Source organism: Kitasatospora mediocidica KCTC 9733, assembly GCF_000744225.1.
In the GTDB taxonomy this organism is placed as follows: Bacteria; Actinomycetota; Actinomycetes; order Streptomycetales; family Streptomycetaceae; genus Kitasatospora; species Kitasatospora mediocidica.
In genome coordinates this window covers 392,913-418,246 of sequence record NZ_JQLN01000007.1, presented here as the reverse complement: position 1 = coordinate 418,246, position 25,334 = coordinate 392,913, and the positions used below count along the sequence as shown (strand labels likewise).

The window sequence follows — 25,334 nt, the reverse complement described above, 5'->3', positions numbered from 1 at the left end:
CGAATCGACAAACTGGTTAGCCTTTCAAATGATCGCAAGGTTAGAGTCATTTTCATGCATGCCTGGCCCGCCTCCGAGGTTCCCGCCCTGCCTGGTCAGGGACTCCCCCTGCGTATCCACGACACCGCCGCGGGCTGTACCCGGGAGGTCGTGCCGCAGGGCACCACCGCCCGGCTGTACGTCTGCGGCATCACCCCGTACGACGCCACGCACCTGGGCCACGCGGCCACCTACAACGCCTTCGACCTGGTCCAGCGGGTCTGGAAGGACGCCGGGTACGACGTGCTGTACGTGCAGAACGTCACCGACGTCGACGACCCGCTGCTGGAGCGCGCCAACGCCACCGGCCAGGACTGGACCGTCCTCGCCGAGCGCGAGACGGCGCTCTTCCGCGAGGACATGACGGCGCTGCGGATGCTCCCGCCCGCGCACTACGTCGGCGCGGTCGAGTCGATCCCGTGGATCGTCCCGCTGGTCCAGAAGCTGCTGGTGAGCGGCGCCGCCTACCGGCTGGACGGCGACATCTACTTCTCGGCGCAGGCCGACCCGCGTTTCGGCGAGGTCTCGGGGCTGAGCCACGAGGAGATGCTGCCGGTCTTCGCCGAGCGCGGCGGCGACCCCGAGCGCGCGGGCAAGAAGCACCCGCTGGACGCGCTGCTCTGGCTGGCCGCCCGTCCGGGCGAGCCCGCCTGGGACACCGAGCTCGGCCGCGGCCGGCCCGGTTGGCACATCGAGTGCGTGGCGATCGCGCTGGAGTACCTGGGGATGTCCTTCGACCTCCAGGGCGGCGGCAGCGACCTCGTCTTCCCGCACCACGAGATGGGCGCCGCGCACGCCCAGTCGGCCACCGGCACCCACCCGTACGCGCGCTCCTACGTGCACGCCGGCATGGTCGGGCTGGACGGGCACAAGATGTCCAAGTCGCGCGGCAACCTGGTCTTCGTCTCGGCCCTGCGCCGCGAGGGCGTGGACCCGGCGGCGATCCGCCTCGCGCTGCTCTCGCATCACTACCGGACCGACTGGGAGTGGGACAAGTCCGTGCTGGACACGGCGGTCGAGCGCCTCGCCCGCTGGCGCGCGGCCGTCTCGCGTCCGGACGGCCCGGCGGCCGAGCAGCTGCTCGCCGAGGTGCGGGCCGCCCTCGCGGACGACCTGGACTCCCCGGCGGCGCTGGCCGCCGTGGACCGCTGGGCCGCGCGGCAGGAGCAGGACGGCGGCCAGGAGATGGGCGCGCCGGGCCTGGTCTCGCGCACCGTGGACGCTCTGCTGGGCGTCGCGCTGTAGGTGTGTTGAACCGTGAGCGGCCGCCGACCCGACACCGGGTCGGCGGCCGCTCGCGTTACCGCTCGTCGTCCTCGGTATCCCCGGCCGGGCCGTCGGGAGCCGCTGCCGCTGCCGGGAGCCCGTCGACGGCGTGCAGCGCGACATGCAGGGCGTGTTCCAGCGCGTCGGCGGGCGGCGTCGGGTCCGGGAGGGGGAGGACGTCCGGCAGCGCGTCGTCCGGGAGGGCGGCAGCGTCGACGGCCTCGACCGCCGCCTCGGCCACCTGCGCCAGCTCGGCCGCCTTCTCGGCGTCCAGCTCCTGCGCCTTCGCCTCGTTCTTCGTCGTCGCGCTGTCCAGGAAGCGCAGCAGCTCGACCGGGAACGGCAGCACCAGGGTCGAGTTCTTCTCCGCGGCGACCTCCACCACGGTCTGCAGCAGCCGCAGTTGGAGCGCGGCCGGGGTGGCGCTCATGATCTCGGCAGCCTGCGAGAGGCGGGCGGAGGCCTGGTACTCGCCGTCCGCCGTGATGATCCGGGCGCGCCGCTCGCGGTCCGCCTCGGCCTGCCGGGCCATCGAGCGCTTCATCGACTCGGGCAGGGCGACATCCTTGATCTCCACCCGGTCGATCTGGACGCCCCAGCCGAGCGCGGGGCTGTCCAGCATCAGTTCCAGACCCTGGTTGATCGGTTCCCGGTTGGCCAGCAGGTCGTCCAGCTCGCTCTTGCCGATGATCGAGCGCAGCGACGTCTGTGCGACCTGCGAGATCGCGAACTGGTAGTCCTGCACGGTCACGGTCGCCCGCACCGGGTCCTCCACGCGGAAGTAGACCACCGCGTCCACCCGGACGGTTACGTTGTCGCGGGTGATGCCCTCCTGGGCGGGCACGGGCATCGTGACGATCTGCATGTTCACCCGCTGGATCCGGTCGGCCACCGGCAGCAGCATCACCAGCCCCGGCTCCCGGACCTCCTCGCGCACCTTGCCGAACCGGAAGACCACCCCGCGCTGGAACTGCTGGACCACGCGCACGCTCAACGCCGCCGCGACCGCCCCGGCTCCCAGCAGTCCGGCCAGCACGCCCAGCACCACATCCAAGATCAACATCGCAGCCACCTCGGGACCCACGGCTCCGGACTTCCACGGTACTCCGCGTGCCGAAAGGCGGGGTGGGGCGCCGGCGACCGGCTCCCCGGGGGGTGCCGGGCGGCCCAAGGTGGTCTAGACCCTTGACAGGGAGTGGTCCGGACCTGTGGACTGGGCACGACCGATGACCGGCGGCTGCCCGACGCCGGTCATCGGTCCTTCCGCGGCCGAAACGGGCCGCACAGCGGGCTTTCTGAGTCTGCGTCGGCCGACCGCGCCACCCCTCGCGTGTCACACCTGGCGCTGCTCCTCGCGCTACTCCTCGCCGTCCTTGTCGCCGTCCGCCTCGTGCTCCGCGGCCGGCTCGACGGCGTCCGTCGTCGCCCCCGCGTCCGTCGTCGCCCCCGCGTCCGTCGTCGCCCCCGCGTCCGCGACGTCCCCGACGACGTCCACGGTCTCCGCCGGCTCACTCGGCTCGCTCGCCTCGGGCGCGCGCTCCGCGAGGGCCCGGCCGCTCACCGGCTTCTCGCCGGTCGGCCCCTGGTTCTCCCGCCGACGCAGATAGCGCTCGAACTCGCGGGCGATCGCGTCCCCGCTCGCCTCGGGCAGCTCGGCGGTGTCCTGGGCCTCCTCCAACTGCTGCACGTACTCGGCCACCTCGGTGTCCTCGGCGGCCAGTTGGTCCACCCCCAGCTGCCAGGCCCGGGAGTCCTCGGGCAGTTCGCCCGGCGGGATCCGCAGGTCGAGCAGGTCCTCCAGCTTGTTCAGCAGCGCCAGGGTGGCCTTGGGGTTGGGCGGCTGCGCCACGTAGTGCGGCACCGCGGCCCAGAGCGTCACGGCCGGCACCCCGGCGTGCGCGCAGGCCTCCTGGAGCACGCCGACGATGCCGGTCGGCCCCTCGTAGCGGCTCTCCTCCAGGTCCAGCGTGCGCGCCAGGTCCGGGTCGGAGGTAACCCCGCTGACCGGGACCGGACGGCTGTGCGGGGTGTCGCCCAGCAGCGCGCCGAGGATCACCACCAGCTCCACGCCCAGCTCGTGCGCGAACCCCAACAGCTCGTTGCAGTACGAGCGCCAGCGCATGCTGGGCTCGATACCGCGCACGATCACCAGGTCCCGGGTCTTCGGCTCGGTCACCCGCACCACCGACAGCCGGGTGGTCGGCCAGGTGATCCGGCGTACCCCGCCGTCCAGCCAGACCGTGGGCCGGTTGACCTGGAAGTCGTAGTAGTCCTCCGCATCCAGGGCGGCGAAGACCTTGCCGCCCCAGGTCTCGTCGAGATGCCCGACTGCCGCAGAGGCGGCGTCGCCCGCGTCGTTCCAGCCTTCGAAGGCACAGACCATGACCGGGTCGATCAACTCGGGAACATCTTCCAGCTCGATCACCCAGCGTCTCCCTCCGGCCGGCCCGGTCGTGCCCCGCGCCCGCGGGCCGGTGACCGGCTGCCGACTGCTTCTCCCTCGCATGGAACGCGCCGTTCCACGGTCCTACCTGCCCACCCTACCGGGATATATCCGCAGGACTACGGGGTTCCGCACTCCTCCGGAGGATGCGTGCGGAACCGGAAAACCGGTGGCGCGCAGGGTTCGGATGGCGTACGAGAACGCGGCCTTGTCCCGCCCGCGAGCGCGGTCCTATCCGCCGACCGCCGCCGCGACAACCGGCAGGTATCCGTGCGCCTGTCCCTCGGCGGTCGGGTGGAAGGACTCCCAGAGCGGCGTCAGAACGATCCGGGTGATCCACTCCGTGCCGTGCGCGGCGCAGATCTCGTGGTCGGCGAAGGAGCCGCGCGGATCGGCGAAGCGGTCGCCGTGCGCCTGGGCCCGCTGCTGGAGCAGCGCGTCGACCTGGTCGGTCAGGGCGTCGAACCGCTTGCGCCGGGCGTCGGTGCCGACGAAGCAGGTGGTGCCGGTGTGCAGCAGATCGGGGTAGCCGGTCACCACGACCCGCGCGCCGGGCGCGGCTCGGCCGATGCCGTCCAGCAGCCGGTCGACGCGGCCGGGCAGGTCGTCGCGCGCCACCTGGGCGGAGTGGTCGAGCGCCTGGTAGCACTTGGCGTCGGTGGTGAACGGTTGCAGGCAGGCGATCACGGCGTCCGCGAAGCCCAGGTCGTTCCCGCCGGCGGTCAGCGTCACCAGGCCGGTGCCGGCCGGGATGGACGGCACCTGGTTGGTCAGCACGTCCTCGCTGGTGGCGCCGTTGCAGGCGAGGTCGAGGAATGGTGCGGACCCGGCCTGCGCGGCCAGCAGCGCGGGGTAGGCGCGGGTGCTGCGGTGGCAGTCGCCGCTCGCCGGGTCGTAGGCGCCGGCCGCGACTCCCGCGGCGTAGGAGTCGCCGAGCGCGACGTAGCCGGTGGCGGCCGCCGGCGCCGGCGTGGCCGCGGTGAGCAGCAGCAGCGGGACGGCCGCCAGGGCGGCGAGAAGCTTGTGGCGCACAGGGGTCATGGCGACGCATCGTAGCCGAGCATGTGCACGGCGTGACGAATCACCGATGGGCCATCAGTGGCTCCCCGGGGAGGTCATCGGCATCGCGGACGGAGCGTCAGAACGCGCGCAGCCAGGCCGACACCTGCTTGGCGACGTTCTCGCCGATCCGCCCGACCGCGGCCGCCAGCTCCTCCAGCTCCGCGAGCGGGGACGGCTCGGCGGCCGGGTCGCCGGCCAGGGCGACGGCGGTGCCCCGGTAGCCGACCGGGCCCTCGCCCACGCGCTGCGACCAGCCGAGGAACGCGGCGCCGTCGTCGACGAGGCCGATCGAGGCCGAACAGCCCCGCTGGTCCAGCCAGTCGACCCGTTGCAGCGGCGCCCCGCCGGTCTCCAGGAGGAGCGTCAGCGGGCCTCCGGTGTGCCAACTGCCGCCCCAGCCCGCCTCGGTGGCGAAGTGCAGGGTCGGCTGAGGCGCCGCATCGGCACGGAAGGCGGACCGGTCGGTGAGCGTGCCGCGCAGCTCGGACCATGCGCCGTCCTCGTCGAAGACGTGGCCGTAGAACCCGGCCGGTTCCGCGTCGAAGACGATCGACGCCTCGACGCCGTCCTCGTCGCGCCAGCCCAGCCGGGCGGGCAGACCGCGCTCGCCGCTGTCCAGGTGGACGCGCAGCGGCGGCCCGGCCACCCACTGAGTGCTGCCGGCCGCCCGCCGTTCGGTGGCGTACCCGAGCACCGACTGCGCGAAGCCGTCCGCCAGCAGCGCCCGTTCGGCGCCGTCCCGGTCGGCCACCGACTCCAGCAGCACCCGGTAGAGCCACAGGTGCGAGCGCGCGTCGTCGCCCGAGGCCAGCCGCAGGGTGTTGGCGCCCGGTCGCAGCAGCGCCTGCGGGACGGCGACCACCGTGTCGTGCGGCAGGTCGCCGCCGCCGGCTATCCGGTGGTTGGCCAGGAGCGCGGCGCCGTTCACGGTCACCTCCAGCGGCGCGTGGCCAAGTCCGGCGCCCAGTTTGGAGACCAGCGCGCGGATCTTCAGGGTGGCCTCCGCCGGTACCGCGTCCGGCGGCACCTCGAAGTCGATCTCCACGGCGGCCCCGGCGTCGAGCACGAGGTGGTCCCGGGCGAAGGAGCACTTCTCGGTGCGCACCTCGGCGTTGCCCGTGCGGACGTCCTGGGCCGCGAAGTCGCTGAACATCGGTTGCACGTCGGTCTCCAAGCGGTGCGTCGGGTGCGTTGACCCTCGGACTGTAGCCCGCCGGGACGACAGCGCTCGACTGCCGGATCCACCGGGGCGGGTGGAGCGGATCCGTCGAGCCCGGGACGCGCGCAGCTCTCCCCTCGTACGCTCGGACGATGCGAGCGGACGGACATGACGAGGCGTCAGGTAGCTGGGAGGCCGCCTGGTCCGGCGGCGGGCGGGCGGTCCACCTGGGCAACGCCGCGGACTTCAACGCCCAGTTCACGCCGGGGGACCGCAACGCGCACGGCCCGCTGGGCCGACGCGACCAGGGGCACCACTACGCCTGCCTGGCTCCCTTCTACAGCCCGCACCCCGCCGCCGTGCTGCTGCCCCGGCACCTGGACGGCGCCTGGATGGACCTGCTCTCCAGCCAACTGGACTGGGGAAAAGTCGAGTTGCACAGCGGCATCGCCGAGCAGAGCTGGTTCGACGAGGCGCTCGCGGCCCGCCCCGCGCTGCTGGAGCGGCTGCGCGCGACGGGGCTGCCGCTGCTGCCCTGGGGGCGGACCGCCGGGGTCGACCGGCTCACCGGCCGCGCGGACGACGGCGTGCTCGCGGCCGTCCGCCGCTTCGAGTCGAAGGCCGCCGCGCTCGACCTGTTCCGCGAGGTGGCCCGGGACCACCCGGACATCCCGGTGCGGATCCAGCGGCGGGTGGACTCCCCGCGCCGGCTCGCCCGCCTGGTCGCCGAAGCGGCCCGCGCCGGGCGCACGCTCGTCCTCAAGTCGGAGTACGGCGTGGGCGGCCTGGGCACCGTCGTCGTCATGCCGAGCGAGGTGGCGCGGGCCGGCGGGGCCCGGGCGCTGGTGCGCGGGCTGCTGGCGGACGGGGAGCTGGAGCGCGGCGGCGACGTCCTGGTGGAGCCCTACGTCACCGCGCCCGGCCGTCCGCGCGACCTCACCTTCGACGCGGTCGTCGCGCGGGACGGCAGCGTCCACCCGGTCGGCGTCGCGGTGATGCGGGTGGCGGGCACCGGCTACCGGGGCGCCACCGTGGGCCCGGGCGTGTTGCCGGACGGGCTTGCGCTGCGGGCGGCCCGGTTCGGGTGCGACGTCGGCCGGGCACTGGCCGGCCACGGCTACCGGGGCTGGTTCGACATCGACTTCATCAACGCCGGACAGGGGCGGCTGGCCCCGGCCGAGGCCAACCTGCGCCTCACCGGCCCGGCCGTCGCCTTCATGCTCCGGGCCCGGCTGGACGCGGTGCGCGGCCCGGGCCACCTGGTCCGCACGCTCGACGAGGTGCCGCTGGGCGCGCGGGTGCCGCAGGAGGCGCTGTTCGAGCACACCCGGCGGCTCGTCCGGCTCTGCGAGCCGCTCGGCGCGACACTGCTCCCCACCCTGCCCAGCACGGGCTTCGAGCCGTACCCGGCGCTGGGGGTGGCGATCGCCGCGCGCTCGACGGTGGTGCTGGACGCGGCCGAGGCCCTGGTCCGGGCCGCGAGCGCGCAGCTCGGCGAGATGTTCGCCGACATCGCGCCGGACTGACGGTCAGCGCCCGCCGACGTTGCCCCGCTCCCACGTCATGAAACGCACCAGCACCGCGGCCGCGAGCATCAGGGTGATGTTGAACCCGTACACCAGGCCCGCCTGCGCGGCCCAGTCGTCGGCGGCGGTGAGCCGGTAGGTGTTGTCCTGCGGCCACCAGGCGGCCAGCAGCCAGACGATCGAGAGGTGCGCGGCCAGGGTCAGCCCCGGCGGGCGGCCGAGCCGGTCCAGCGACCGCCTGCCGAGGATCAGGAACGCCACGCCGTACCCGAAGAAGAGGTCCTCGAAGCCGTACAGCCCGCGGAACATCCCGGACCACGGCGCGGGGACCGCGCTCACGTCGGTCGAACCCGGCCAGATCGCATTGGTCAGCACCAGGGCCAGCAGGGCGAAGGACAGGACGAGCAGAAGCCAGGCGCACCCGAACTTGTCCTGGGACCCGCTACCGGTGCCCGCGCGGCCGCCTGCCTTGCCGCTCGCCCGGCGGGCCTTGGCGGAGCCGGGCGGGCCGAACACGGCCGGCCCGTCCGCGGTGTAGTCGCGCTGTGCGGGCAGCGGCAGCCGGGCCCGGTCGACCTTGCCCGCGCGGGTGCGCGGCAACTCGGGCAGCAGCACCACCGCGTCCAGCGTCGCGGTGGGCAGCCCGCGGACGAAGGACGTGCGCAGTTCCCCGGTGTCCAGCGGCTGCCCCTGCTCCCGGGGCACCACGTAGACCACCGTGGCCCGCCGCCCGGCCGTCGTCCCGATCTCGGCCACCAGGCTCTCGCCGACCCGCGGGTGCTCGCGGGCCACCCCCTCGATCTCCGCCGCCCCGACTGCCTTCGCCACCCTGGTCGGCTGCACCGGGCCGTCGACCGGCTCCAGGCGCCCGACGAACTCCAGCAGTCCGTCGGGCCGCAGCCGTCCGATGTCGCCGGTGCGGTAGTACAGGCGGCCGGGGGCGGCGCGGTTCAGCGTGCGGAAGCACGCCGCGGTACTCCCGGGGTCGTCCAGGTAGCCGCGCCCCACGGTGGGGCCGCTGATCCTGATCTCACCCGCGCCGCCCGGCGCGGCCGGCGCCCCGGTGAGCAGGTCGGCGACGTAGACGTCGGTGCCGGGAAAGGGCCGGCCGATCACCGAGACGCGCGCCGGGTGCTCCACCTCGCCGCGCAGCCCCCGCCCGTCGAAGTACACGTTGTCGACGCCCGCCTCGGCGACCCCGTACACGTTGACCAGCCGCACGCCGTCGCCGAGGTACTCCTGGAGCGCCAGGTACTCGTCCAGGTACCACTTGTCGGCGCCCACCGCGAGCAGCCGGACCCCGGCGAGCCGCAGCCCGCGGGGCCGCAGATGGGCCTCCAGACGTCTGAGCGTCAGGAGGTTGGTCTCCATCACGGTGATCCGCGAGGAGACCACCAGGGCGTGCAGTTCGCCGATGTCCGCCGAGCGGTCCAGCGTGAAGTCCGGTTCGGCGAGCACCAGCGTGCCGCCCGAGCAGAGCGCCCGCAGCCAGTCGGCGGTGAAGACGTCGAACTCGAAGGCGGTGCTCTGCAGATGGCGGTCGGCGGGGGTGAAGCGGAAGACCTCCTGCCAGCCCTCGAAGGCGCTCACCAGGTTCCGGTGCTCGACCAGGGCGCCCTTGGGCAGTCCGGTCGAGCCGGAGGTGAAGAAGACGCAGGCCAGGTCGCCGGGAGCGGCGGCGCAGTCCAGCGGCGCGTCCGAGAGCGCGGCGAGCTGCGGCTCCTGGGTGTCCAGGCAGACCACCGGCCGCCCGACGGCGTCGGCCAGTCGGACCCGGTGGTCCTCCTCGGTGACGACGGTGAACGGCTTTGCCAGGGTGAGGATGTGACGCAGCGCCGGTTCGGGGGCGGTCGGCTCCACCGGCAGATAGGCGCCGCCTGCCTTGAGCACCCCGAGCAGGGCCACGATCAGCTCCGGCGACCGGCCCATCGACACCGCCACCAGGCCGCCGGGCGGCAGTCCGAGCGTCCGCAGGTGGCGGGCCAGCCGGTTGGCCCGGGCGTCCAACTCGGCGTAGTCCAGCCGCTGCGCGCCGCACTCGACGGCCGAGGCCCGCGGTGCGCGGCGGGCCTGCTCCTCGAACAGCTGGTGAACGGTCCTGACCGGGCCGTGGCCCGCCTGTGCCGTCGTGGTCGTCATCGCCCATCCCTCCCGCACCGGCGCAGCGCAGCGGCACCCGGCCGGCGCGGTCGCCGTCGCCAGTGTGGCAGAGATGAGTGATCACCTTGCGGGAAAGGCGAATTGGGGACCGCGGCCGGACGTCGACGGCTCGGTCCGCCGTCCAGCAGGGAACGCCGCGGAGCACAGTGGCCCAAGAAGACGGGCCCGGATTGGATCTGACACCCGGCCGACCGGCCACCTATCGTGGAAGCCATGACCACTACTGACCAGAGCGTTCCCACGAAGGTCGACTTCTACTTCGACCCGGCCTGCCCGTTTGCCTGGATCACCTCCCGCTGGATCCTGGAGGTCGAGCAGCACCGCGAACTCGACCTGAACTTCAAGGTCATGAGCCTGTCCGTGCTCAACGAGAACCGCGCGGAGCTGCCCGAGCAGTACCGCGACATGCTGGGCCGCGCCTGGGGCCCGGTGCGGGTCTGCATCGCGGCCGCCGAGCAGCACGGCCCCAAGGTGCTGCGCGACCTCTACACCGCGATGGGCACCCGGATCCACAACCAGGGCAACAAGGACTACGCCTCGGTGATCCCCGAGGCGCTGGCCGAGGTCGGCCTGCCGGCCGAGCTGGCCGCCGCCGCGCTGAGCACCGACTACGACGACGCGCTGCGCCGCAGCCACCACGAGGGCATGGACCCGGTCGGCGACGACGTCGGCACCCCCACCATCCACATCGACGGGGTGGCCTTCTTCGGCCCGGTGCTCACCGCGATCCCGCGCGGCGAGGACGCGCTGCGCGTCTTCGACGGCGCCCGGCTGCTGGCCGGCTACCCGAAGTTCTTCGAGCTCAAGCGCAGCCGCACCGGCGAGCTCGACTTCAGCTGAGCCGCCCGGGCGTGCTGCCCGTCAGGAGCCCCCGGCGCCGGTTCGCGCGCGCCGGGGGCTCCTGCTCGCGGCTTACGAGCCGTCCCGGCGCCAGTCCTGCCGGTAGGCGGCCCAGTCCGCGGCGGTGGCCGTGAAGTCGGCGTACATCCCGACCCCGAAGCCCTGCCGGTCCACCGCGTGCCGGCTCAGCCCCAGCCGCACCCCGCGCACGGCGGCCGCGACCGTCTCGGCCGAGCCCTGGTGGCCCCACTGGTCGGCGTCGTAGGCGGGCAGTCCCATCAGCAGGTCCACCGAGGGCGGCGTGACCTCCAGCGCCAGGGCGGTCTGCTGGGCCACATAGCCGGTGTAGAGCGCCTGGGTCGGCATCGCGGTGTCGTAGGACATCACCGCGATCTGGTCGGTGCGCCGGGCCACCTGGCCGAAATACGCCTGCGACCACCACTTGGGGTGCCCGGCCAGCGCCCCGGCCACCGCGTGCAGCGCGGGCAGCGGGTCGATCTGCGGGGTCGCCACCGACAGCGGTACGCCGCGCGCGGCGGTCCGCGCGTGGACCTGGTCGAGCAGCGTCAGGTACCCGGCGTCCCCGGAGTGCAGCGGCTCCAGGTCCAGGTGGACGCCGTCGAAGCCGGCGTCCAGCACCTGCTGGGCCGAGGTGGTGATCCGGTCCCGGACGTCGGCCCGGTCCAGGTCCAGCCCGTCGTCCTCGGGTTCGACCACGTCGCCCAGCCAGGCCTGCACCCGTACGCCCGGCAGCTCCCGGTGCACGGCGTCGATCAGCGTGCGGGCCTGCGGGTAGCGATCGGCGGGCAGCGAGCCGTCGTGCTCCAGCGGGCCGGCGTGCACATAGAGGTCGCGGACGCCGCCGCGGACGAGCTGCGCCAGCGCCGTCAGGTCGGCCGGGCCCTTGCGGCCGTCCACCCAGGCGTGGCCGAGCCAGACGGCGTCCCGGCCGCGGCTGCGGGCCGACGCGGACGGGTCCCCGACGGCCTCGACCCGCAGCGCCAGCGCCGCCGAGCCGACCGGTACCACCAACAGCGCAGCGAGCCCCAGGGCCACCCACACGGTCCGCCGCCGCCGTCTCGACCAGCTGCGCCAGCGCACTATCGGCCGCACTTTGCCTCCCCTTGACCTTTGGTTCGGTTCAGCATACGGAATCTGCCGGTGGTGATCGGCCGGGGCGGTTACGCTGACGGCGTGCACCCCCGTTACGAGGGGAGCGCATAGCCGACAGCCGTCGCAACCAGGGAGTAGCCCCATGGCCACCAGTGTCCCCTCAGCCGCCCAGCAGGCCCGCGCCACCGCGTTGCGAGAAGCCCTGCTGAGTCGAGTCGTCGTCGCCGACGGAGCGATGGGCACCATGCTGCAGGCGCAGGACCCCACCCTGGAGGACTTCCAGGACCTCGAAGGCTGCAACGAGATCCTGAACGTCACCCGCCCCGACATCGTGCGCTCGGTGCACGAGGCCTACTTCGGCGTCGGCGTGGACTGCGTGGAGACCAACACCTTCGGCGCCAACCACGCGGCGCTGGGCGAGTACGACATCCCCGAGCGGGTCTTCGAGCTCTCCGAGGCGGGCGCCCGGATCGCCCGCGAGGTGGCCGACTCCTTCGCCACCCCCGACCGCCCGCGCTGGGTGCTCGGCTCGATCGGCCCGGGCACCAAGCTGCCCACGCTCGGCCACGCCCCGTACGAGCTGCTGCGCGAGGGCTTCCGGCAGAACGCGGCGGGCCTGATCGCGGGCGGCGCGGACGCCCTGCTGGTGGAGACCAGCCAGGACCTGCTGCAGACCAAGGCCGCGATCCTGGGCAGCAAGCAGGCGCTGGCCGACGCCGGGGTGGACCTGCCGATCTTCGCGCAGGTGACCGTGGAGACCACCGGGACCATGCTGCTCGGCTCGGAGATCGGCGCGGCGCTGACCGCGCTGGAGCCGCTGGGCATCGACTACATCGGCCTGAACTGCGCCACCGGCCCCGCCGAGATGAGCGAGCACCTTCGCTACCTGGCCAAGAACGCCCGGATCGGCCTGTCCTGCATGCCGAACGCGGGCCTGCCGGTGCTGGGCAAGGACGGGGCGCACTACCCGCTGAGCCCGGAGGAACTGGCCGACGCGCACGACACGTTCACCCGCGAGTACGGCCTCTCGCTGGTCGGTGGCTGCTGCGGCACCACCCCCGAGCACCTGCGCGCCGTCGTCGAACGGGTCGGCTATGACTCAGGCGAGGTTGGCGCACAGGGTCCCTCCTCGCCGACGGCGGGCAAGGAGGGACGGGTGCGCGGCCGCGCGGTGGTCGCGCGCGATCCCAAGCCCGAGCCGGCCGCCGCCTCGCTCTACCAGTCGGTGCCGTTCCGCCAGGACACCTCCTACCTGGCGATCGGCGAGCGGACCAACGCCAACGGCTCCAAGAAGTTCCGGGACGCGATGCTGGCCGGCGACTGGCAGGCCTGCGTGGAGATCGCCCGCGAGCAGATCCGGGACGGCTCGCACCTGCTGGACCTCTGCGTGGACTACGTCGGCCGCGACGGCGTGGCGGACATGCGGGAGATCGCCGGCCGCCTGGCCACCGCCTCCACCCTGCCGATCGTGCTGGACTCCACCGAGACGCCGGTGCTGCGCGCGGGCCTGGAGCTGCTCGGCGGCCGCGCGGTGCTCAACTCGGTCAACTACGAGGACGGCGACGGCCCCGACACCCGGTTCGGCAAGGTCGCGGCGCTGGCCCGTGAGCACGGCGCCGCGGTGATCGCGCTGACCATCGACGAGCAGGGCCAGGCCCGCACCGCCGAGACCAAGGTCGCCATCGCCGAGCGCCTGATCGACCAGCTCGGCTCCGAGTACGGCATCGCCGAGCACGACGTGATCGTCGACTGCCTGGCTTTCACCCTGGGCACCGGCCAGGAGGAGTCGCGCCGCGACGGCATCGAGACCATCGAGGCGATCCGCGAGCTCAAGCGCCGGCGCCCCTCGGTGCAGACCACGCTGGGCCTGTCCAACATCTCCTTCGGCCTCAGCCCCGCGGCCCGCCAGGTGATCAACTCGGTCTTCCTGCACGAGTGCGTGGAGGCCGGCCTCGACTCGGCGATCGTGCACGCCTCCAAGATCCTGCCGATGGCCCGGATCCCCGACGCGCAGCGCGAGGTGGCCCTCGACCTGGTCTACGACCGGCGCCGCCCGGCCACCGCGACCGAGCCCGCCTACGACCCGCTGCAGTCGCTGCTCCAGCTCTTCGAGGGCGTCAGCGCCGCCTCCAGCGCGGCCTCCAAGGCGGAGGAGCTGGCGGCACTGCCGCTGGAGGAGCGTCTCCAGCGGCGGATCATCGACGGCGAGCGCAAGGGCCTGGAGGTCGACCTGGACGAGGCGCTGACGCTCCGTCCGGCGCTGGAGATCGTCAACGAGACGCTGCTGTCGGGCATGAAGGTGGTCGGCGAGCTGTTCGGCTCGGGCCAGATGCAGCTGCCGTTCGTGCTGCAGTCCGCCGAGGTGATGAAGACCGCGGTCGCCCACCTGGAACCGCACATGGAGAAGTCCGACGACGAGGGCAAGGGCACCATCGTGCTGGCCACCGTCAAGGGCGACGTGCACGACATCGGCAAGAACCTGGTCGACATCATCCTGTCGAACAACGGCTACACCGTGGTCAACCTCGGCATCAAGCAGCCGGTGTCGGCGATCCTGGACGCGGCCGTCGAGCACCAGGCCGACGTGATCGGGATGTCCGGGCTGCTGGTCAAGTCCACGGTGATCATGAAGGAGAACCTCCAGGAGCTCAACCAGCGCAAGCTGGCCGCCGACTACCCGGTGATCCTCGGCGGCGCGGCGCTGACCCGCGCGTACGTCGAGCAGGACCTGCACGAGATCTACGACGGCGAGGTCCGCTACGCCCGCGACGCCTTCGAGGGCCTGCGGCTGATGGACGCGCTGATCGGCGTCAAGCGCGGGGTGCCCGGTGCGGTGCTGCCCGAGCTCAAGCAGCGCCGGCACGCCCGGGTGGAGGTCCAGGAGCCGGAGGAGGAGAACCTCGGCCAGATCCGCTCGGACGTCTCGGTGGACAACCGGGTGCCGACCCCGCCGTTCTGGGGCGACCGGATCGTCAAGGGCGTCCCGTTCGCCGACTACTCCTCCTGGCTGGACGAGGACGCGCTCTTCAAGGGGCAGTGGGGGCTGAAGGCGGCGCGCAGCGGCGACGGCCCGAGCTACGAAGAGCTGCTGGAGACCGAGGGCCGGCCGCGGCTGCGGATGTGGCTGGACCGGCTGCAGACCGAGGGCTGGCTGGAGCCGGCCGTGGTCTACGGCTACTACCCGGCCGCCTCCAAGGGCGACGACCTGCTGGTCTACAACCAGGACGGCAGCGAGCACACCCGCTTCACCTTCCCGCGCCAGCGCCGCGGGCGCCGGCTCTGCCTGGCCGACTTCTTCCGCCCGGAGGAGAGCGGCGAGCGCGACGTGCTGGGCCTGCAGGTGGTCACCATGGGCAACCGGATCTCCGAGGCCGCCAACGAGCTGTTCCAGGCCAACGCCTACCGCGACTACCTGGAGCTGCACGGCCTGTCCGTCCAACTCGCCGAGGCACTGGCCGAGTTCTGGCACGCCCGGGTCCGCTTCGAGCTCGGCTTCGGCGACGAGGACCCGCAGGACGTGAAGGACATGTTCGCCCTCAAGTACCGCGGCGCCCGCTTCTCGCTCGGCTACGGGGCCTGCCCCGAGCTGGAGGACCGCGCGAAGATCGCCGAGCTGCTGAAGCCCGAGCGGATCGGCGTGGTGCTCTCCGAGGAGTTCCAGCTGCACCCGGAGCAGTCCACCGACGCGATCGTCATCCACCACCCCGAGGCGACGTACTTCAACGCGCGGTAACCCTCACGTCGCGTGCTGTTCGCAGCCCTGCGCGTATCCTGGACGACCCCGTACGGGCCGGCTCGCATCTCGATGCGGTCGGCCCGCACGATCCCAGGGGCCCGCGCGCAGTGAAGGGACGTGCCCAATGACCAGCATCGACACCATCACCCCGGCCCCGGAGAAGTCCGGCGGCCGGGGCCTGCAGGCGGTGCTGCTGGACATGGACGGCACGCTGGTGGACACCGAGGGCTTCTGGTGGGAGGCCGAGGCCTCGCTCTTCGCCGAGTTCGGCCACCCGCTGGACGAGACCCACCGGCTGCACTGCGTCGGCGGCCCGATGTCCCGGGTGCTGGAGTACCTGATCGGTGTCACCGGGGTGCGGATCGACCCCGCCGAGCTGACCGTGCTGATCAACCGGCGCTTCGTCGAACTCCTGGACGGCGGCGCCCCGCTGATGCCCGGCGCGGCCCGGCTGCTGGAGACCCTGGCCGAGCACCGGATCCCCGCCGCGCTGGTCTCCGCCTCGCACCGCAGGATCATCGACCTGGTGCTGAAGAACCTCGGCGACCACCCCTTCGCCTTCTCGGTGGCCGGCGACGAGGTGTCCCGGACCAAGCCGCACCCCGACCCCTACCTCGCGGCCGTAGCCCGCTTCGGCGCCGAGCCGGGACGCTGCGTGGTGATCGAGGACGCCCCGCTGGGCGTGCAGGCCGGCGAGGCGGCGGGCTGCCCGGTGATCGCGGTGCCCTCGGTGGCGCCGATCGAGCCGGCGCCCGGGCGGACCCTGCTGACCTCGCTGGAGGAGTTGGATCTCGACCTGCTGCGCTCGGTAGTCGCCGCCCGGGTGTGACGCTGGTCTCATTCTCCGTCCGCCCAAGGGGTGGCAGATCGCGGGCAGCCGGGAGAAATCGGGCATTGGCTGACAACTCGCCGACGCCCGCGCGCCGCGGGGTCGTCGGGTCCGGGGAGGGGTGGCGCCATACCAAGGGTCGTGTGGCAGGCTGCCTGGGTCTATCCCGACATGTTCGAGCGCCGTTCGCGAAGCACCCTATCCGGGCCGCCGACGGCTGCTCACCGGCACCCTCAGCCGGCCAGCACGGAGAAGGAACGCATGACTTCAGCCATACGACGCGCACCCGGCCGGACGGCCGTGGTGGGCTGCGCGCTCCTGGTCGCCACCGCCACCGCCGGCTGCAGTTCGGTGCAGTCCGCCGTGAGCGGCAGCGGCGGCAGCAGCTCCATCACGATGGGGACCGCCAACGTCACCAGCGTGCTGGACCCGGCCGGTGCCTATGACCGCGGCTCCTGGCTGATCCTCAACAACACCTTCCAGTCGTTGCTGAGCTTCCCGGTGGGCGGCACCTCCCCGCTGCCCGACGCCGCGCAGTCCTGCCAGTTCACCGGCTCCGACGCGATGACGTACGAGTGCACCATGCGCTCGGGCCTGACCTTCTCCAACGGTGACGCGCTGACCGCGCAGGACGTGGTCTTCTCGGTCAACCGGATGAAGGCGATCAAGGACGCGGGCGGCCCCTCGGTGCTGTTCGAGACCATCAAGTCGGTGGAGGCCCCCAGCGACAGCGAGGTGGTCTTCCATCTCACCCAGCCCGATGCGGTGCTCCCCGACAAGCTGGCCAGCGCCGCCGGGTCGATCGTCGACCACAGCGTCTTCCCGGCCGACAAGGAGCTGCCCAACGACAAGCTGATCGGCTCCGGTCCGTACAAGATCGACTCGGTCGAGACGATGACCACCCCGGCCGGCGCGAAGGCGCCGAGCAAGATCGTCCTGTCGGCGAACAGCCGCTACAAGGGTGCGCAGAAGCTCGACAACTCCAAGTTCACGGTGCGCTACTTCAACACGCCCGGGGACCTGAAGACCGCGCTCGACAGCAGCGCCGTCGACCTCACCGACAACAGCCTCGACCCCAACGTCTCGGCCCAGTTGGCGGCCGACGACCAGTCCGGCAAGGGTGACATCAAGGTCGCCCAGGGCGTCGGCGGCGACACCCGCTTCCTGGTCTTCAACACCAAGGACCAGACAGCCGGCCAGCTCGCCGTGCGCCAGGCCGTCGCCCAGCTGGTGGACCGCGACGCGCTGGCCCGCGACGTCTACGCCGGCACCGTGCAGCCGCTCTACTCGGTGGTGCCGCAGGGCTTCGGAGGCCACACCACGGCCTTCTTCGACAAGTACGGCACCCCGGACGCGGCCAAGGCCAAGGCGATCCTGACCGCCGCCAAGGTGCAGCTGCCGGTGAAGCTCCAGCTGACCTGGTCCCAGGCCCAGGCGCAGGGCGCGGAGAGCGCCGAGCTGAAGAAGCAGCTGGAGGCCAGTGGCCTGTTCCAGGTCACGGTCCAGCAGGTGGCCGACTGGACCGGCTTCCAGAAGGGCTGGACGGACGGCAGCTACCAGGCCTACACGGTCGGCTGGACCGCCGACTACCCGGACCCGGACGACTTCGTGGTCCCGCTGGTGGTGGACGGCGGCGCCTTCCACAACAACTACGACAACCCGCAGATCACCCAGAACCTGGTGCCGCAGAGCCTCAAGCAGGCCGATCGCAGCGCCGCGGCCGCCACGTATTCCACCATCCAGGGCATCGTCGCCAACGACGTCCCGTTGCTGCCGCTCTTCCAGAGCAAGGCGTTCTACGCCGCGCGCAACAACATCACCGGGATCGAGGGCACCATCGACCAGACCGGTGTCTTCCGCTTCGGGGACATCGGCCACAGCTGAGTGAGCCGGGTACGGCGAAGGGGCACCCGAACCGGGTGCCCCTTCGCCGTACATCCACCGAGGGCAGGTCCTACAGCGCCCCCGGGCGCACCAGGCCGCTCTCGTAGGCGTACACCGCGGCCTGCACCCGGTCGCGCAGGCCCAACTTGGTCAGCACATGGCCGACATGGGTCTTCACCGTGGTCTCGCTGACGAACAGCTCGGCGGCGATCTCCGCGTTGGACAGCCCGCGGGCCACCAGCCGCAGCACCTCCATCTCGCGCTCGGTCAGCGTGTTCAGGGCCGGCGAGGGCGTCTCGTCGCCGGAGGGCAGTCTGGTGGCGTAGAGGTCCAGCAGTCTGCGGGTGATCGAGGGGGCGAGCATCGCCGCGCCGTCCGCCACCACCCGGATCGCCTGCACCAGTTCCTCGGCCGGTACGTCCTTGAGCAGGAATCCGCTGGCACCGGCCCGCAGTGCCTCCACCACGTACTCGTCCAGGTCGAAGGTGGTCAGCACGAGCACCTTGACCGGGCCGTCCCGCCCGGGCCCGGCGATCCGCCGGGTGGCCTCGACACCGTCCATCCGCGGCATCCGGATGTCCATCAGCACCACGTCGGGCTGCAGCGCCCGCACCTGTTCCAGCGCCTGCTGTCCGTCCCCGGCCTCACCCACCACCACCAGGTCGGCCTCGGCCTCCAGAATCATCCGGAAGCCGGTGCGCAGCAATGGCTGGTCGTCGACCAGCAGCACCCGGATCGTCACTTAGGACTCCTCGCTCATCTGCGTGTTGGATCCCTCGGGGACCAAGGGATCCTCGGCGGCCCGTGCACCGGGCAGGACCGCCACCGGAAGGGGGTAGGGCGGGGGAGTGCCGCCGAACTCAGGACAGCTCTGCTGATGATCGCACCAGTCGCACAGCCGGTTGCGGGTGGCCGGGAACTCACCGGTAACCACCGCCCGGCTGATCGTCTCCCAGAGCGCCAGCAGCTTGCGCTCCACCGACAGCAGGTCGGCCTCGTCGGGGTCGTAGCTGACCACGTCGCCGCCCCCGCCGAGGTACACCAACTGCAGCCGCTTGGGGATCACGCCCTTCCAGCGCCAGACCACCAGGGCGTAGAACTTCATCTGGAACATCGCCTTGGCCTCGAAGTCCCGCGAGGGCGCCCGGCCGGTCTTGTAGTCCACCAGCCGCACCTCGCCGGTGGGCGCGACGTCCACCCGGTCGATGTACCCGCGCAGCTTGAGGCCGGACTCCAGCACGGTCTCCACGTACAGCTCCCGCTCGGCGGGCTCCAGACGGGTCGGGTCCTCCAGCTTGAACCACTGGCCGAGCAGCTTCTCGGCGTCCGCCAGCCAGCGGGCCAGCGCCGCGCCGTCCGGGTCGTCGGCGAACAGCGCCGCCAGCTCCGGCCGCTCGGCCAGCAGGCGCTCCCACTGCGGGCGCAGCAGCTCCCTGGCCCGGTCCGCGGTCCGCTCGCCGGCCGGATGGTCGAAGAGCCGCTCCAGCACGGCGTGCACCATGGTGCCGCGCGTGGCGGCCGCGCTCGGCGGCTCCGGCAGCTTGTCGATCACCCGCAGCCGGTAGAGCAGCGGGCAGGTCAGGAAGTCCCCGGCACGGGAGGGGGAGAGCCCGGTCGGGGGCACGGCCCGGCGGGCGGTCGCGGTCGGCTGCATGGACCCGACCCTATGGGGTCCGGCCGTCATTCCACTGTCAGCCCGCTCACAGCGACGATCGCCGGGCCCGCAACCGGTGTCCCGCGGTCCCAGCGGGTAGAACACTGGTAGACAGGCGCGTCCCCCGCCGCACGGAGAGATCACGTAGCGTGGGCAGCCATCCGGCCGTCAGGGCCGGTCAGCCGGCGGGGACGACGACCTGAAGGGGTCACGGTGAGCGACACCACGGGTCAGCAGACCTCCGAGCAGCCACCCGAGAAGGACCGGCGCCCGCAGGAGCCCGTGCGCCCCGGTGGCGGCATCCTGATGGGCCGCCCGTTCGGCGTCCCGATCTACGTCACCCCCACCTGGTTCCTCATCGCGGGCCTGATCACCTGGATCTTCGGCGGCCAGCTCGCCGACGTGCTGCCCGACCTCGGGGCCACCCGGTACCTGGTCGCGTTCTCCTTCGCGATCGCCTTCTACGGCTCGGTGCTGGTCCACGAGCTCGCCCACACCCTGGTCGCGCTGCGTTACAAGCTCGGCGTGCGCCGGATCCAGCTCCAGTTCCTCGGCGGTATCTCGGAGATCGAACGGGAGGCCGAGACCCCGGGCCGGGAGTTCTGGCTGGCCTTCGTCGGGCCGCTGCTCTCGCTGGTCCTCGGCGGGATCTGCTGGGGCGCGATGACCTTCGTGACGGCCGGTACCGTCCCCGGCGTGCTGCTCGCGGGCCTGGCGGTCTCCAACCTGGTGGTCGCCGCCTTCAACCTGCTGCCCGGCCTGCCGCTGGACGGCGGCCGGATGCTGCGCGCGGTGGTCTGGGGCCTGACGGGCCGTCCGATGGCCGGCACGGTCGCCGCCGCCTGGGCCGGCCGGGTGCTGGCGGTGGCCGTGCTGTTCGGCCTGCCGATGATCAGCAGCGCCCGGGCCGGCACCCGCTCGGGCGGCGACACGCTGCTGGACACCGCGCTCGCCGCCGTGCTGGCCGTGGTGATCTGGAACGGCGCGGGCGGGGCCGTGCGCAACGCCCGGCTGAAGGTCGCGCTGCCCGGGCTGACCGTGCGCGGCCTCACCCGCCGCGCGGTCTCGGTCACCGCCGACACGCCGCTCGCCGAGGCGCTGCGCCGGGCCCGCGAGGCCCAGGCCGGAGCCGTCCTGGTGGTCGACGCGCTGGGCGCGCCGCTCGCGCTGGTCAAGGAGGCCGCCGTCCTGCAGATCCCCGAGCAGCGCCGGCCCTGGGTGGCGGTGGGCGCACTCGCCCGCTCGCTGGAGCCGGGGATGCGGCTGCCCGCCGGGTTGGAGGGCGAGGACCTGCTGACGGCGCTGCGGGCCACCCCCGCCAGCGAGTACCTGGTCGTCGAGTCGGACGGCTCGGTCTACGGGGTGCTGGCGGTCCTGGACGTCGAACGCCGGCTCACCGCGGCCATCGCCGGCCGCTGAACGGGTCGCTGAACCGGTTGCCCGACCACCGCCGAACCCGCCGTGGCCACCGGGTTGGTCGGGGGCCCGTCCCCGTTCCCTTAGGATTGTCCTTATGTCCGAACCGACCGGTGCCACCCGCAGGCGGGGGCCATTCACGGTCGGGGATCAGGTTCAGCTGACCGACCCCAAGGGCCGTCACTACACGTTCACGCTCGAAGCAGGGAAGAGCTTCCACACCCACAAGGGTGCCTTCCCGCACGACGAGCTGATCGGTGCCCCCGAAGGCACGGTCGTGCGAACCACGGGGAACGTGCCGTATCTCGCGCTGCGCCCTCTGCTCCCCGACTACGTCCTGTCCATGCCCCGCGGCGCTGCCGTGATCTACCCCAAGGACGCGGGGCAGATCCTGGCGATGGCCGACATCTTCGCCGGCGCCCGCGTGGTCGAGGCCGGCGTCGGCTCCGGCGCGCTCAGTACGTACCTGCTGCGCGCGGTGGGCGACACCGGCATGCTGGCCTCCTACGAGCGCCGCCAGGACTTCGCGGACATCGCGCAGAAGAACGTCGAGCGCTACTTCGGCGGCCCGCACCCGGCCTGGAAGCTCACCGTCGGCGACCTCCAGGACAACCTGGTCGAGGGCGACGTCGACCGGATCATCCTGGACATGCTCGCCCCCTGGGAGTGCCTGGACGTGGCCGCCAAGGCCCTCGTCCCCGGCGGCCTGATCTGCTGCTACGTGGCCACCACCACGCAGCTGTCGCGCACCGTCGAGGCGCTGCGCGAGCACGGCAGCTTCACCGAGCCGGCGTCCTGGGAGACCATGGTCCGCACCTGGCACGTGGAGGGCCTGGCGGTCCGCCCGGACCACCGGATGATCGGGCACACCGGCTTCCTGCTGACCTCGCGCCGGTTGGCCGACGGCGTCGAGCCGCCGCTGCGCCGCCGCCGCCCCGCCAAGGGCGCCTACGGCGAGGACTACGACAACGGCAGCCCCGAGCCCTCGCTCGCCGAGCGTGCGGCGGCCCGTGCGGCGTCCCGCGAGGACAACCCCGTCATCGAGCAGGACTGAGACAACCGAAGGGCGGCGCCGCGGCGCCGCCCTTCGGCGTACCCCGCGCACCCGCGCCGGGCGGCCGCGCGCCCCGGTGCCGAGCCACCCGCTCTGATGTGCGACGATGCTGCTGACACGGACATCCTGCCGGTGGAGGGGCCCCCTTGGCGGACGACGCAGTGCACCCGGCAGCGCCCGAACGGGCCGCCCACGACACCCGCGACAGCACGGCGCAGCACGCCCGCCCGGGTCTGCTGCACTGGAGCGCGGTCCTGGCCGCCTGCGGGGCGGTGGTGGCCGCCGCCCTGGCCGCGGGGCCCGCCGCCGGAGCCGTCCGCACAGCCTCGCCCGGCAGCCCCCGTCCCGTCCCCACCGCTCAGGCGCCGGACCCGGCCAAGGCGGCCCTGCCGCTGGACTGCGGGCCCCTCCCGGTCAAGATCGCGATCAGCTTCTCCGCCGACCTCGGCGACGGCACCCCCAGCACCGTGGTCGCCGCGCACTGCGACGCCGGCAACGGCACCCCGCCGGACGGCGTCTTCGTCCTGGGCGAGGGCCCCGACGGAGTGCCGGTGGTGCGCGACACGCTGGTGCGCTGGCAGGAGAACCTGACGCTCACCCGGCTGGCGCTGCGCAGCGACGGCGTGCTCACCGGGCAGGCCGTCGGTTACTCCGGCGACGGCGTGCCGCGCTGCTGCCCGGACCTCAAGGTGAACCTCAACTGGTCCCGCAAGGGCGGCTCCTACGTCCGCACCCAGACCAGCGCCCCGTCGGCCGCGGCCTGACGGGGCGCCAGCAGGGCCGGGACGCCGCTCAGTCGGCGTCCGGTCCGTACACCTCGACCCCGTCGCTCACCCGGCGGACGTGGATGCAGTCGCCCGGGCACTCCTTCGCCGAGTCGACCACGTCCCGAAGGAGCGTCAGCGGGACCGGTGCGGTCTCCCCGGCCTGCTGGCGCAACTCGTCGTCCTCGCCCTTCACATACGCCAGGCCGTCGATGTCCATCTCGAAGACCTCGGGGGCGTACTGCACGCAGATGCCGTCGCCCGTGCACAGGGCCTGATCGATCCACACCTCGAGGGGCTCACCGACGGCTGCCTCGCTGGTCACCGACATCGTCTCCTGCCGTTCTTGTCCGCTTGTCCGACGATCCGTCCAGGAGGAACGGTCACGATCGGGTATTGACTTGCCCGACGATACATCTGCCCGCTTTCCGGCGGTGTGCGGTGGGTATCTCCTAGGCAGAGGGGAAGCACACACGGGTGAAGATCGGACACACCCCTTCCGTCTTTCTGATCTAGGGGTTTACACGGCCCCTGGTCCAGGTAGGGTCTGGAAGCATCCCGCTCCCCAGGAGGAGGTGAGGACCGTGGCAGCCCACGATGACGACTACAACCGCACTGCCGGCAAGCCCGCTCGTGGTTCCGACGAGGCCGCACAGGTCGCGTACCTCGAGCAGGAGATCGCCGTCCTGCGCCGCAAGCTCGCCGACTCGCCGCGCTCGTCGAGAATTCTCGAAGACCGGGTCGTCGAGCTCCAGACCAACCTGGCCGGAGTCTCCGCCCAGAACGAACGGCTCGCCTCCACCCTGCGCGAGGCCCGCGACCAGATCGTGGCCCTCAAGGAGGAAGTGGACCGGCTGGCCCAGCCACCCGCCGGATTCGGCACCTTCCTCGCCCAGAACGAGGACGGCACCGCCGACATCTTCACCGGCGGGCGCAAACTGCGGGTGAACGTCAGCCCGAGCCTCGAACTAGACGAGCTGCGCCGTGGCCAGGAAGTGCTCCTGAACGAGGCGCTGAACATCGTCGACGCGTTCGAGTTCGAGAGCATCGGCGACATCGTCACCCTCAAGGAGGTCCTGGAGGACGGCGAACGCGCGCTGGTCACCGGGCACACCGACGAGGAGCGGGTGGTCCGGCTCGCCGAACCGCTGCGCGACATCACGCTGCGCCCCGGCGACGCCCTGCTGATGGAGCCGCGTTCCGGCTACGTCTACGAGGTCGTCCCCAAGTCGGAGGTCGAGGAGCTCGTCCTCGAAGAGGTCCCCGACATCGACTACCGGCAGATCGGCGGTCTGCACGCGCAGATCGAGATGATCCGCGACGCGGTCGAGCTGCCGTACCTGCACGCCGAACTCTTCAAGGAGTACGAGCTGCGGCCCCCCAAGGGCGTGCTGCTCTACGGCCCGCCCGGGTGCGGTAAGACGCTGATCGCCAAGGCGGTCGCGAACTCGCTCGCCAAGAAGGTCGCCGAGGTCACCGGCCGGCCCCAGGGCAAGAGCTACTTCCTCAACATCAAGGGCCCCGAGCTGCTCAACAAGTACGTCGGCGAGACCGAGCGGCAGATCCGCCTGGTCTTCCAGCGGGCTCGTGAGAAGGCCAGCGAGGGCACCCCCGTCATCGTCTTCTTCGACGAGATGGAGTCGCTCTTCCGCACCCGTGGCTCCGGTGTCAGCTCGGACGTGGAGAACACCATCGTCCCCCAGCTGCTCGCCGAGATCGACGGCGTGGAGGGGCTGGAGAACGTCATCGTGATCGGCGCCTCCAACCGCGAGGACATGATCGACCCGGCGATCCTGCGCCCGGGCCGGCTCGACGTCAAGATCAAGATCGAGCGTCCGGACGCCGAGGCGGCCAAGGACATCTTCTCCAAGTACCTCAAGAACTCGCTGCCCTTCCACCCGGACGACCTCAAGGAGCACGACGGGTCGCTGGACTCCACCGTCGCCGCCATGATCCAGGCGGTCGTGGAGCGGATGTACACCGAGACCGAGGAGAACCGCTTCCTGGAGGTCACCTACGCCAACGGTGACAAGGAGGTCCTGTACTTCAAGGACTTCAACTCCGGCGCCATGATCCAGAACATCGTGGACCGGGCCAAGAAGATGGCCATCAAGGACTTCCTCGACCACGGCCAGCGCGGCCTTCGCGTCTCCCACCTGCTCGCCGCCTGCGTGGACGAGTTCAAGGAGAACGAGGACCTGCCCAACACCACCAACCCGGACGACTGGGCCCGCATCTCCGGCAAGAAGGGCGAGCGGATCGTCTTCATCCGCACGCTGGTCACCGGGAAGCAGGGCGCCGAGTCCGGCCGCTCCATCGACACCGTGGCCAACACCGGCCAGTACCTGTAGGCGAGGCAGGATCCGCACCACCTGCACACGACACGCTC

Annotated in this window: 19 protein-coding genes; 10 read left to right on the top strand and 9 right to left on the bottom strand. The window is 72.2% G+C overall.

All coding sequences use genetic code 11. The features are described 5' to 3' along the window. Window positions 1–54 precede the first annotated feature (54 nt). Window positions 55–1,284, top strand: a complete 1,230-nt coding sequence (mshC, locus tag BS80_RS32265; RefSeq protein ID WP_035804818.1) for a cysteine--1-D-myo-inosityl 2-amino-2-deoxy-alpha-D-glucopyranoside ligase — start codon at window positions 55–57, stop codon at window positions 1,282–1,284. A 55-nt stretch (window positions 1,285–1,339) separates the two neighbouring features. On the opposite strand, the gene BS80_RS32260 is transcribed toward mshC, so the two are convergent. From BS80_RS32260 to BS80_RS32245, 4 genes are all read right to left on the bottom strand, one after another. Then, on the bottom strand, window positions 1,340–2,368 hold the full coding sequence (locus BS80_RS32260; protein WP_157536729.1) for a slipin family protein: 1,029 nt from the start codon (window positions 2,366–2,368) through the stop codon (window positions 1,340–1,342). A 294-nt stretch (window positions 2,369–2,662) separates the two neighbouring features. Beyond that, complete coding sequence (locus BS80_RS32255) at window positions 2,663–3,730, bottom strand: PAC2 family protein (protein WP_083975610.1); 1,068 nt, start codon at window positions 3,728–3,730, stop codon at window positions 2,663–2,665. A 249-nt stretch (window positions 3,731–3,979) separates the two neighbouring features. Then, window positions 3,980–4,789, bottom strand: a complete 810-nt coding sequence (locus BS80_RS32250; protein ID WP_035804816.1) for an SGNH/GDSL hydrolase family protein — start codon at window positions 4,787–4,789, stop codon at window positions 3,980–3,982. Between the two features lie 97 nt (window positions 4,790–4,886). Then, window positions 4,887–5,963 carry a hypothetical protein gene (locus tag BS80_RS32245; protein ID WP_051967491.1) on the bottom strand — a complete coding sequence of 359 codons (1,077 nt, stop codon included), beginning with the start codon at window positions 5,961–5,963 and terminating at the stop codon, window positions 4,887–4,889. A 158-nt stretch (window positions 5,964–6,121) separates the two neighbouring features. Here BS80_RS32245 and BS80_RS32240 point away from each other — a divergent pair, with 158 nt between their 5' ends. Continuing rightward, the gene (locus BS80_RS32240) at window positions 6,122–7,495 is read left to right on the top strand and encodes a hypothetical protein (RefSeq protein WP_035804814.1); all 1,374 of its coding nucleotides are present in this window, start codon (window positions 6,122–6,124) and stop codon (window positions 7,493–7,495) included. A 3-nt stretch (window positions 7,496–7,498) separates the two neighbouring features. On the opposite strand, the gene BS80_RS32235 is transcribed toward BS80_RS32240, so the two are convergent. Continuing rightward, window positions 7,499–9,634, bottom strand: a complete 2,136-nt coding sequence (locus BS80_RS32235; protein ID WP_051967490.1) for an AMP-binding protein — start codon at window positions 9,632–9,634, stop codon at window positions 7,499–7,501. 234 nt (window positions 9,635–9,868) lie between these two features. Between BS80_RS32235 and BS80_RS32230 the strand changes: the two genes are divergently transcribed. Beyond that, entirely contained in the window at window positions 9,869–10,495 is a 627-nt protein-coding gene (locus tag BS80_RS32230; RefSeq protein ID WP_035804812.1) for a mycothiol-dependent nitroreductase Rv2466c family protein, read from the top strand. 72 nt (window positions 10,496–10,567) lie between these two features. Here the strand turns inward: BS80_RS32230 and BS80_RS32225 are convergent, their stop codons facing one another. Further along, complete coding sequence (locus BS80_RS32225) at window positions 10,568–11,608, bottom strand: glycoside hydrolase family 18 protein (protein ID WP_232246734.1); 1,041 nt, start codon at window positions 11,606–11,608, stop codon at window positions 10,568–10,570. A gap of 142 nt (window positions 11,609–11,750) precedes the next feature. On the opposite strand from BS80_RS32225, the gene metH reads away from it, so the two are divergent. The 3 genes from metH (at window position 11,751) to BS80_RS32210 (ending at window position 18,057) form a co-directional block, all read left to right on the top strand. Then, window positions 11,751–15,341, top strand: coding sequence for a methionine synthase (gene metH, locus BS80_RS32220; RefSeq protein ID WP_035804807.1), 3,591 nt, complete (start codon window positions 11,751–11,753; stop codon window positions 15,339–15,341). A gap of 127 nt (window positions 15,342–15,468) precedes the next feature. Further along, window positions 15,469–16,173: an HAD family hydrolase gene (locus tag BS80_RS32215; protein ID WP_035804805.1), complete on the top strand. Its 705-nt coding sequence runs from the start codon at window positions 15,469–15,471 to the stop codon at window positions 16,171–16,173. 261 nt (window positions 16,174–16,434) lie between these two features. Further along, entirely contained in the window at window positions 16,435–18,057 is a 1,623-nt protein-coding gene (locus BS80_RS32210; protein WP_083975609.1) for an ABC transporter substrate-binding protein, read from the top strand. Between the two features lie 70 nt (window positions 18,058–18,127). On the opposite strand, the gene BS80_RS32205 is transcribed toward BS80_RS32210, so the two are convergent. After that, window positions 18,128–18,799 carry a response regulator gene (locus BS80_RS32205; protein ID WP_035804803.1) on the bottom strand — a complete coding sequence of 224 codons (672 nt, stop codon included), beginning with the start codon at window positions 18,797–18,799 and terminating at the stop codon, window positions 18,128–18,130. Then, entirely contained in the window at window positions 18,800–19,741 is a 942-nt protein-coding gene (locus tag BS80_RS32200; protein ID WP_083975608.1) for a RecB family exonuclease, read from the bottom strand. Between the two features lie 183 nt (window positions 19,742–19,924). On the opposite strand from BS80_RS32200, the gene BS80_RS32195 reads away from it, so the two are divergent. The 3 genes from BS80_RS32195 to BS80_RS32185 all read left to right on the top strand — a co-directional run bounded on the left by BS80_RS32195 (window position 19,925) and on the right by BS80_RS32185 (window position 22,945). Next, the gene (locus BS80_RS32195) at window positions 19,925–21,130 is read left to right on the top strand and encodes a site-2 protease family protein (protein WP_035804801.1); all 1,206 of its coding nucleotides are present in this window, start codon (window positions 19,925–19,927) and stop codon (window positions 21,128–21,130) included. A 94-nt stretch (window positions 21,131–21,224) separates the two neighbouring features. Continuing rightward, window positions 21,225–22,181: a tRNA (adenine-N1)-methyltransferase gene (locus BS80_RS32190; RefSeq protein ID WP_035804799.1), complete on the top strand. Its 957-nt coding sequence runs from the start codon at window positions 21,225–21,227 to the stop codon at window positions 22,179–22,181. A gap of 146 nt (window positions 22,182–22,327) precedes the next feature. Continuing rightward, window positions 22,328–22,945: a hypothetical protein gene (locus tag BS80_RS32185; protein WP_035804793.1), complete on the top strand. Its 618-nt coding sequence runs from the start codon at window positions 22,328–22,330 to the stop codon at window positions 22,943–22,945. A 28-nt stretch (window positions 22,946–22,973) separates the two neighbouring features. Here the strand turns inward: BS80_RS32185 and BS80_RS32180 are convergent, their stop codons facing one another. After that, window positions 22,974–23,276 (bottom strand): ferredoxin, encoded by a 303-nt coding sequence (locus BS80_RS32180; RefSeq protein WP_035804791.1) that lies wholly within the window; start codon window positions 23,274–23,276, stop codon window positions 22,974–22,976. Window positions 23,277–23,529: 253 nt separating this feature from the next. On the opposite strand from BS80_RS32180, the gene arc reads away from it, so the two are divergent. Then, on the top strand, window positions 23,530–25,296 hold the full coding sequence (gene arc / locus BS80_RS32175; protein ID WP_035804789.1) for a proteasome ATPase: 1,767 nt from the start codon (window positions 23,530–23,532) through the stop codon (window positions 25,294–25,296). The last annotated feature ends 38 nt before the right edge of the window (window positions 25,297–25,334 follow it).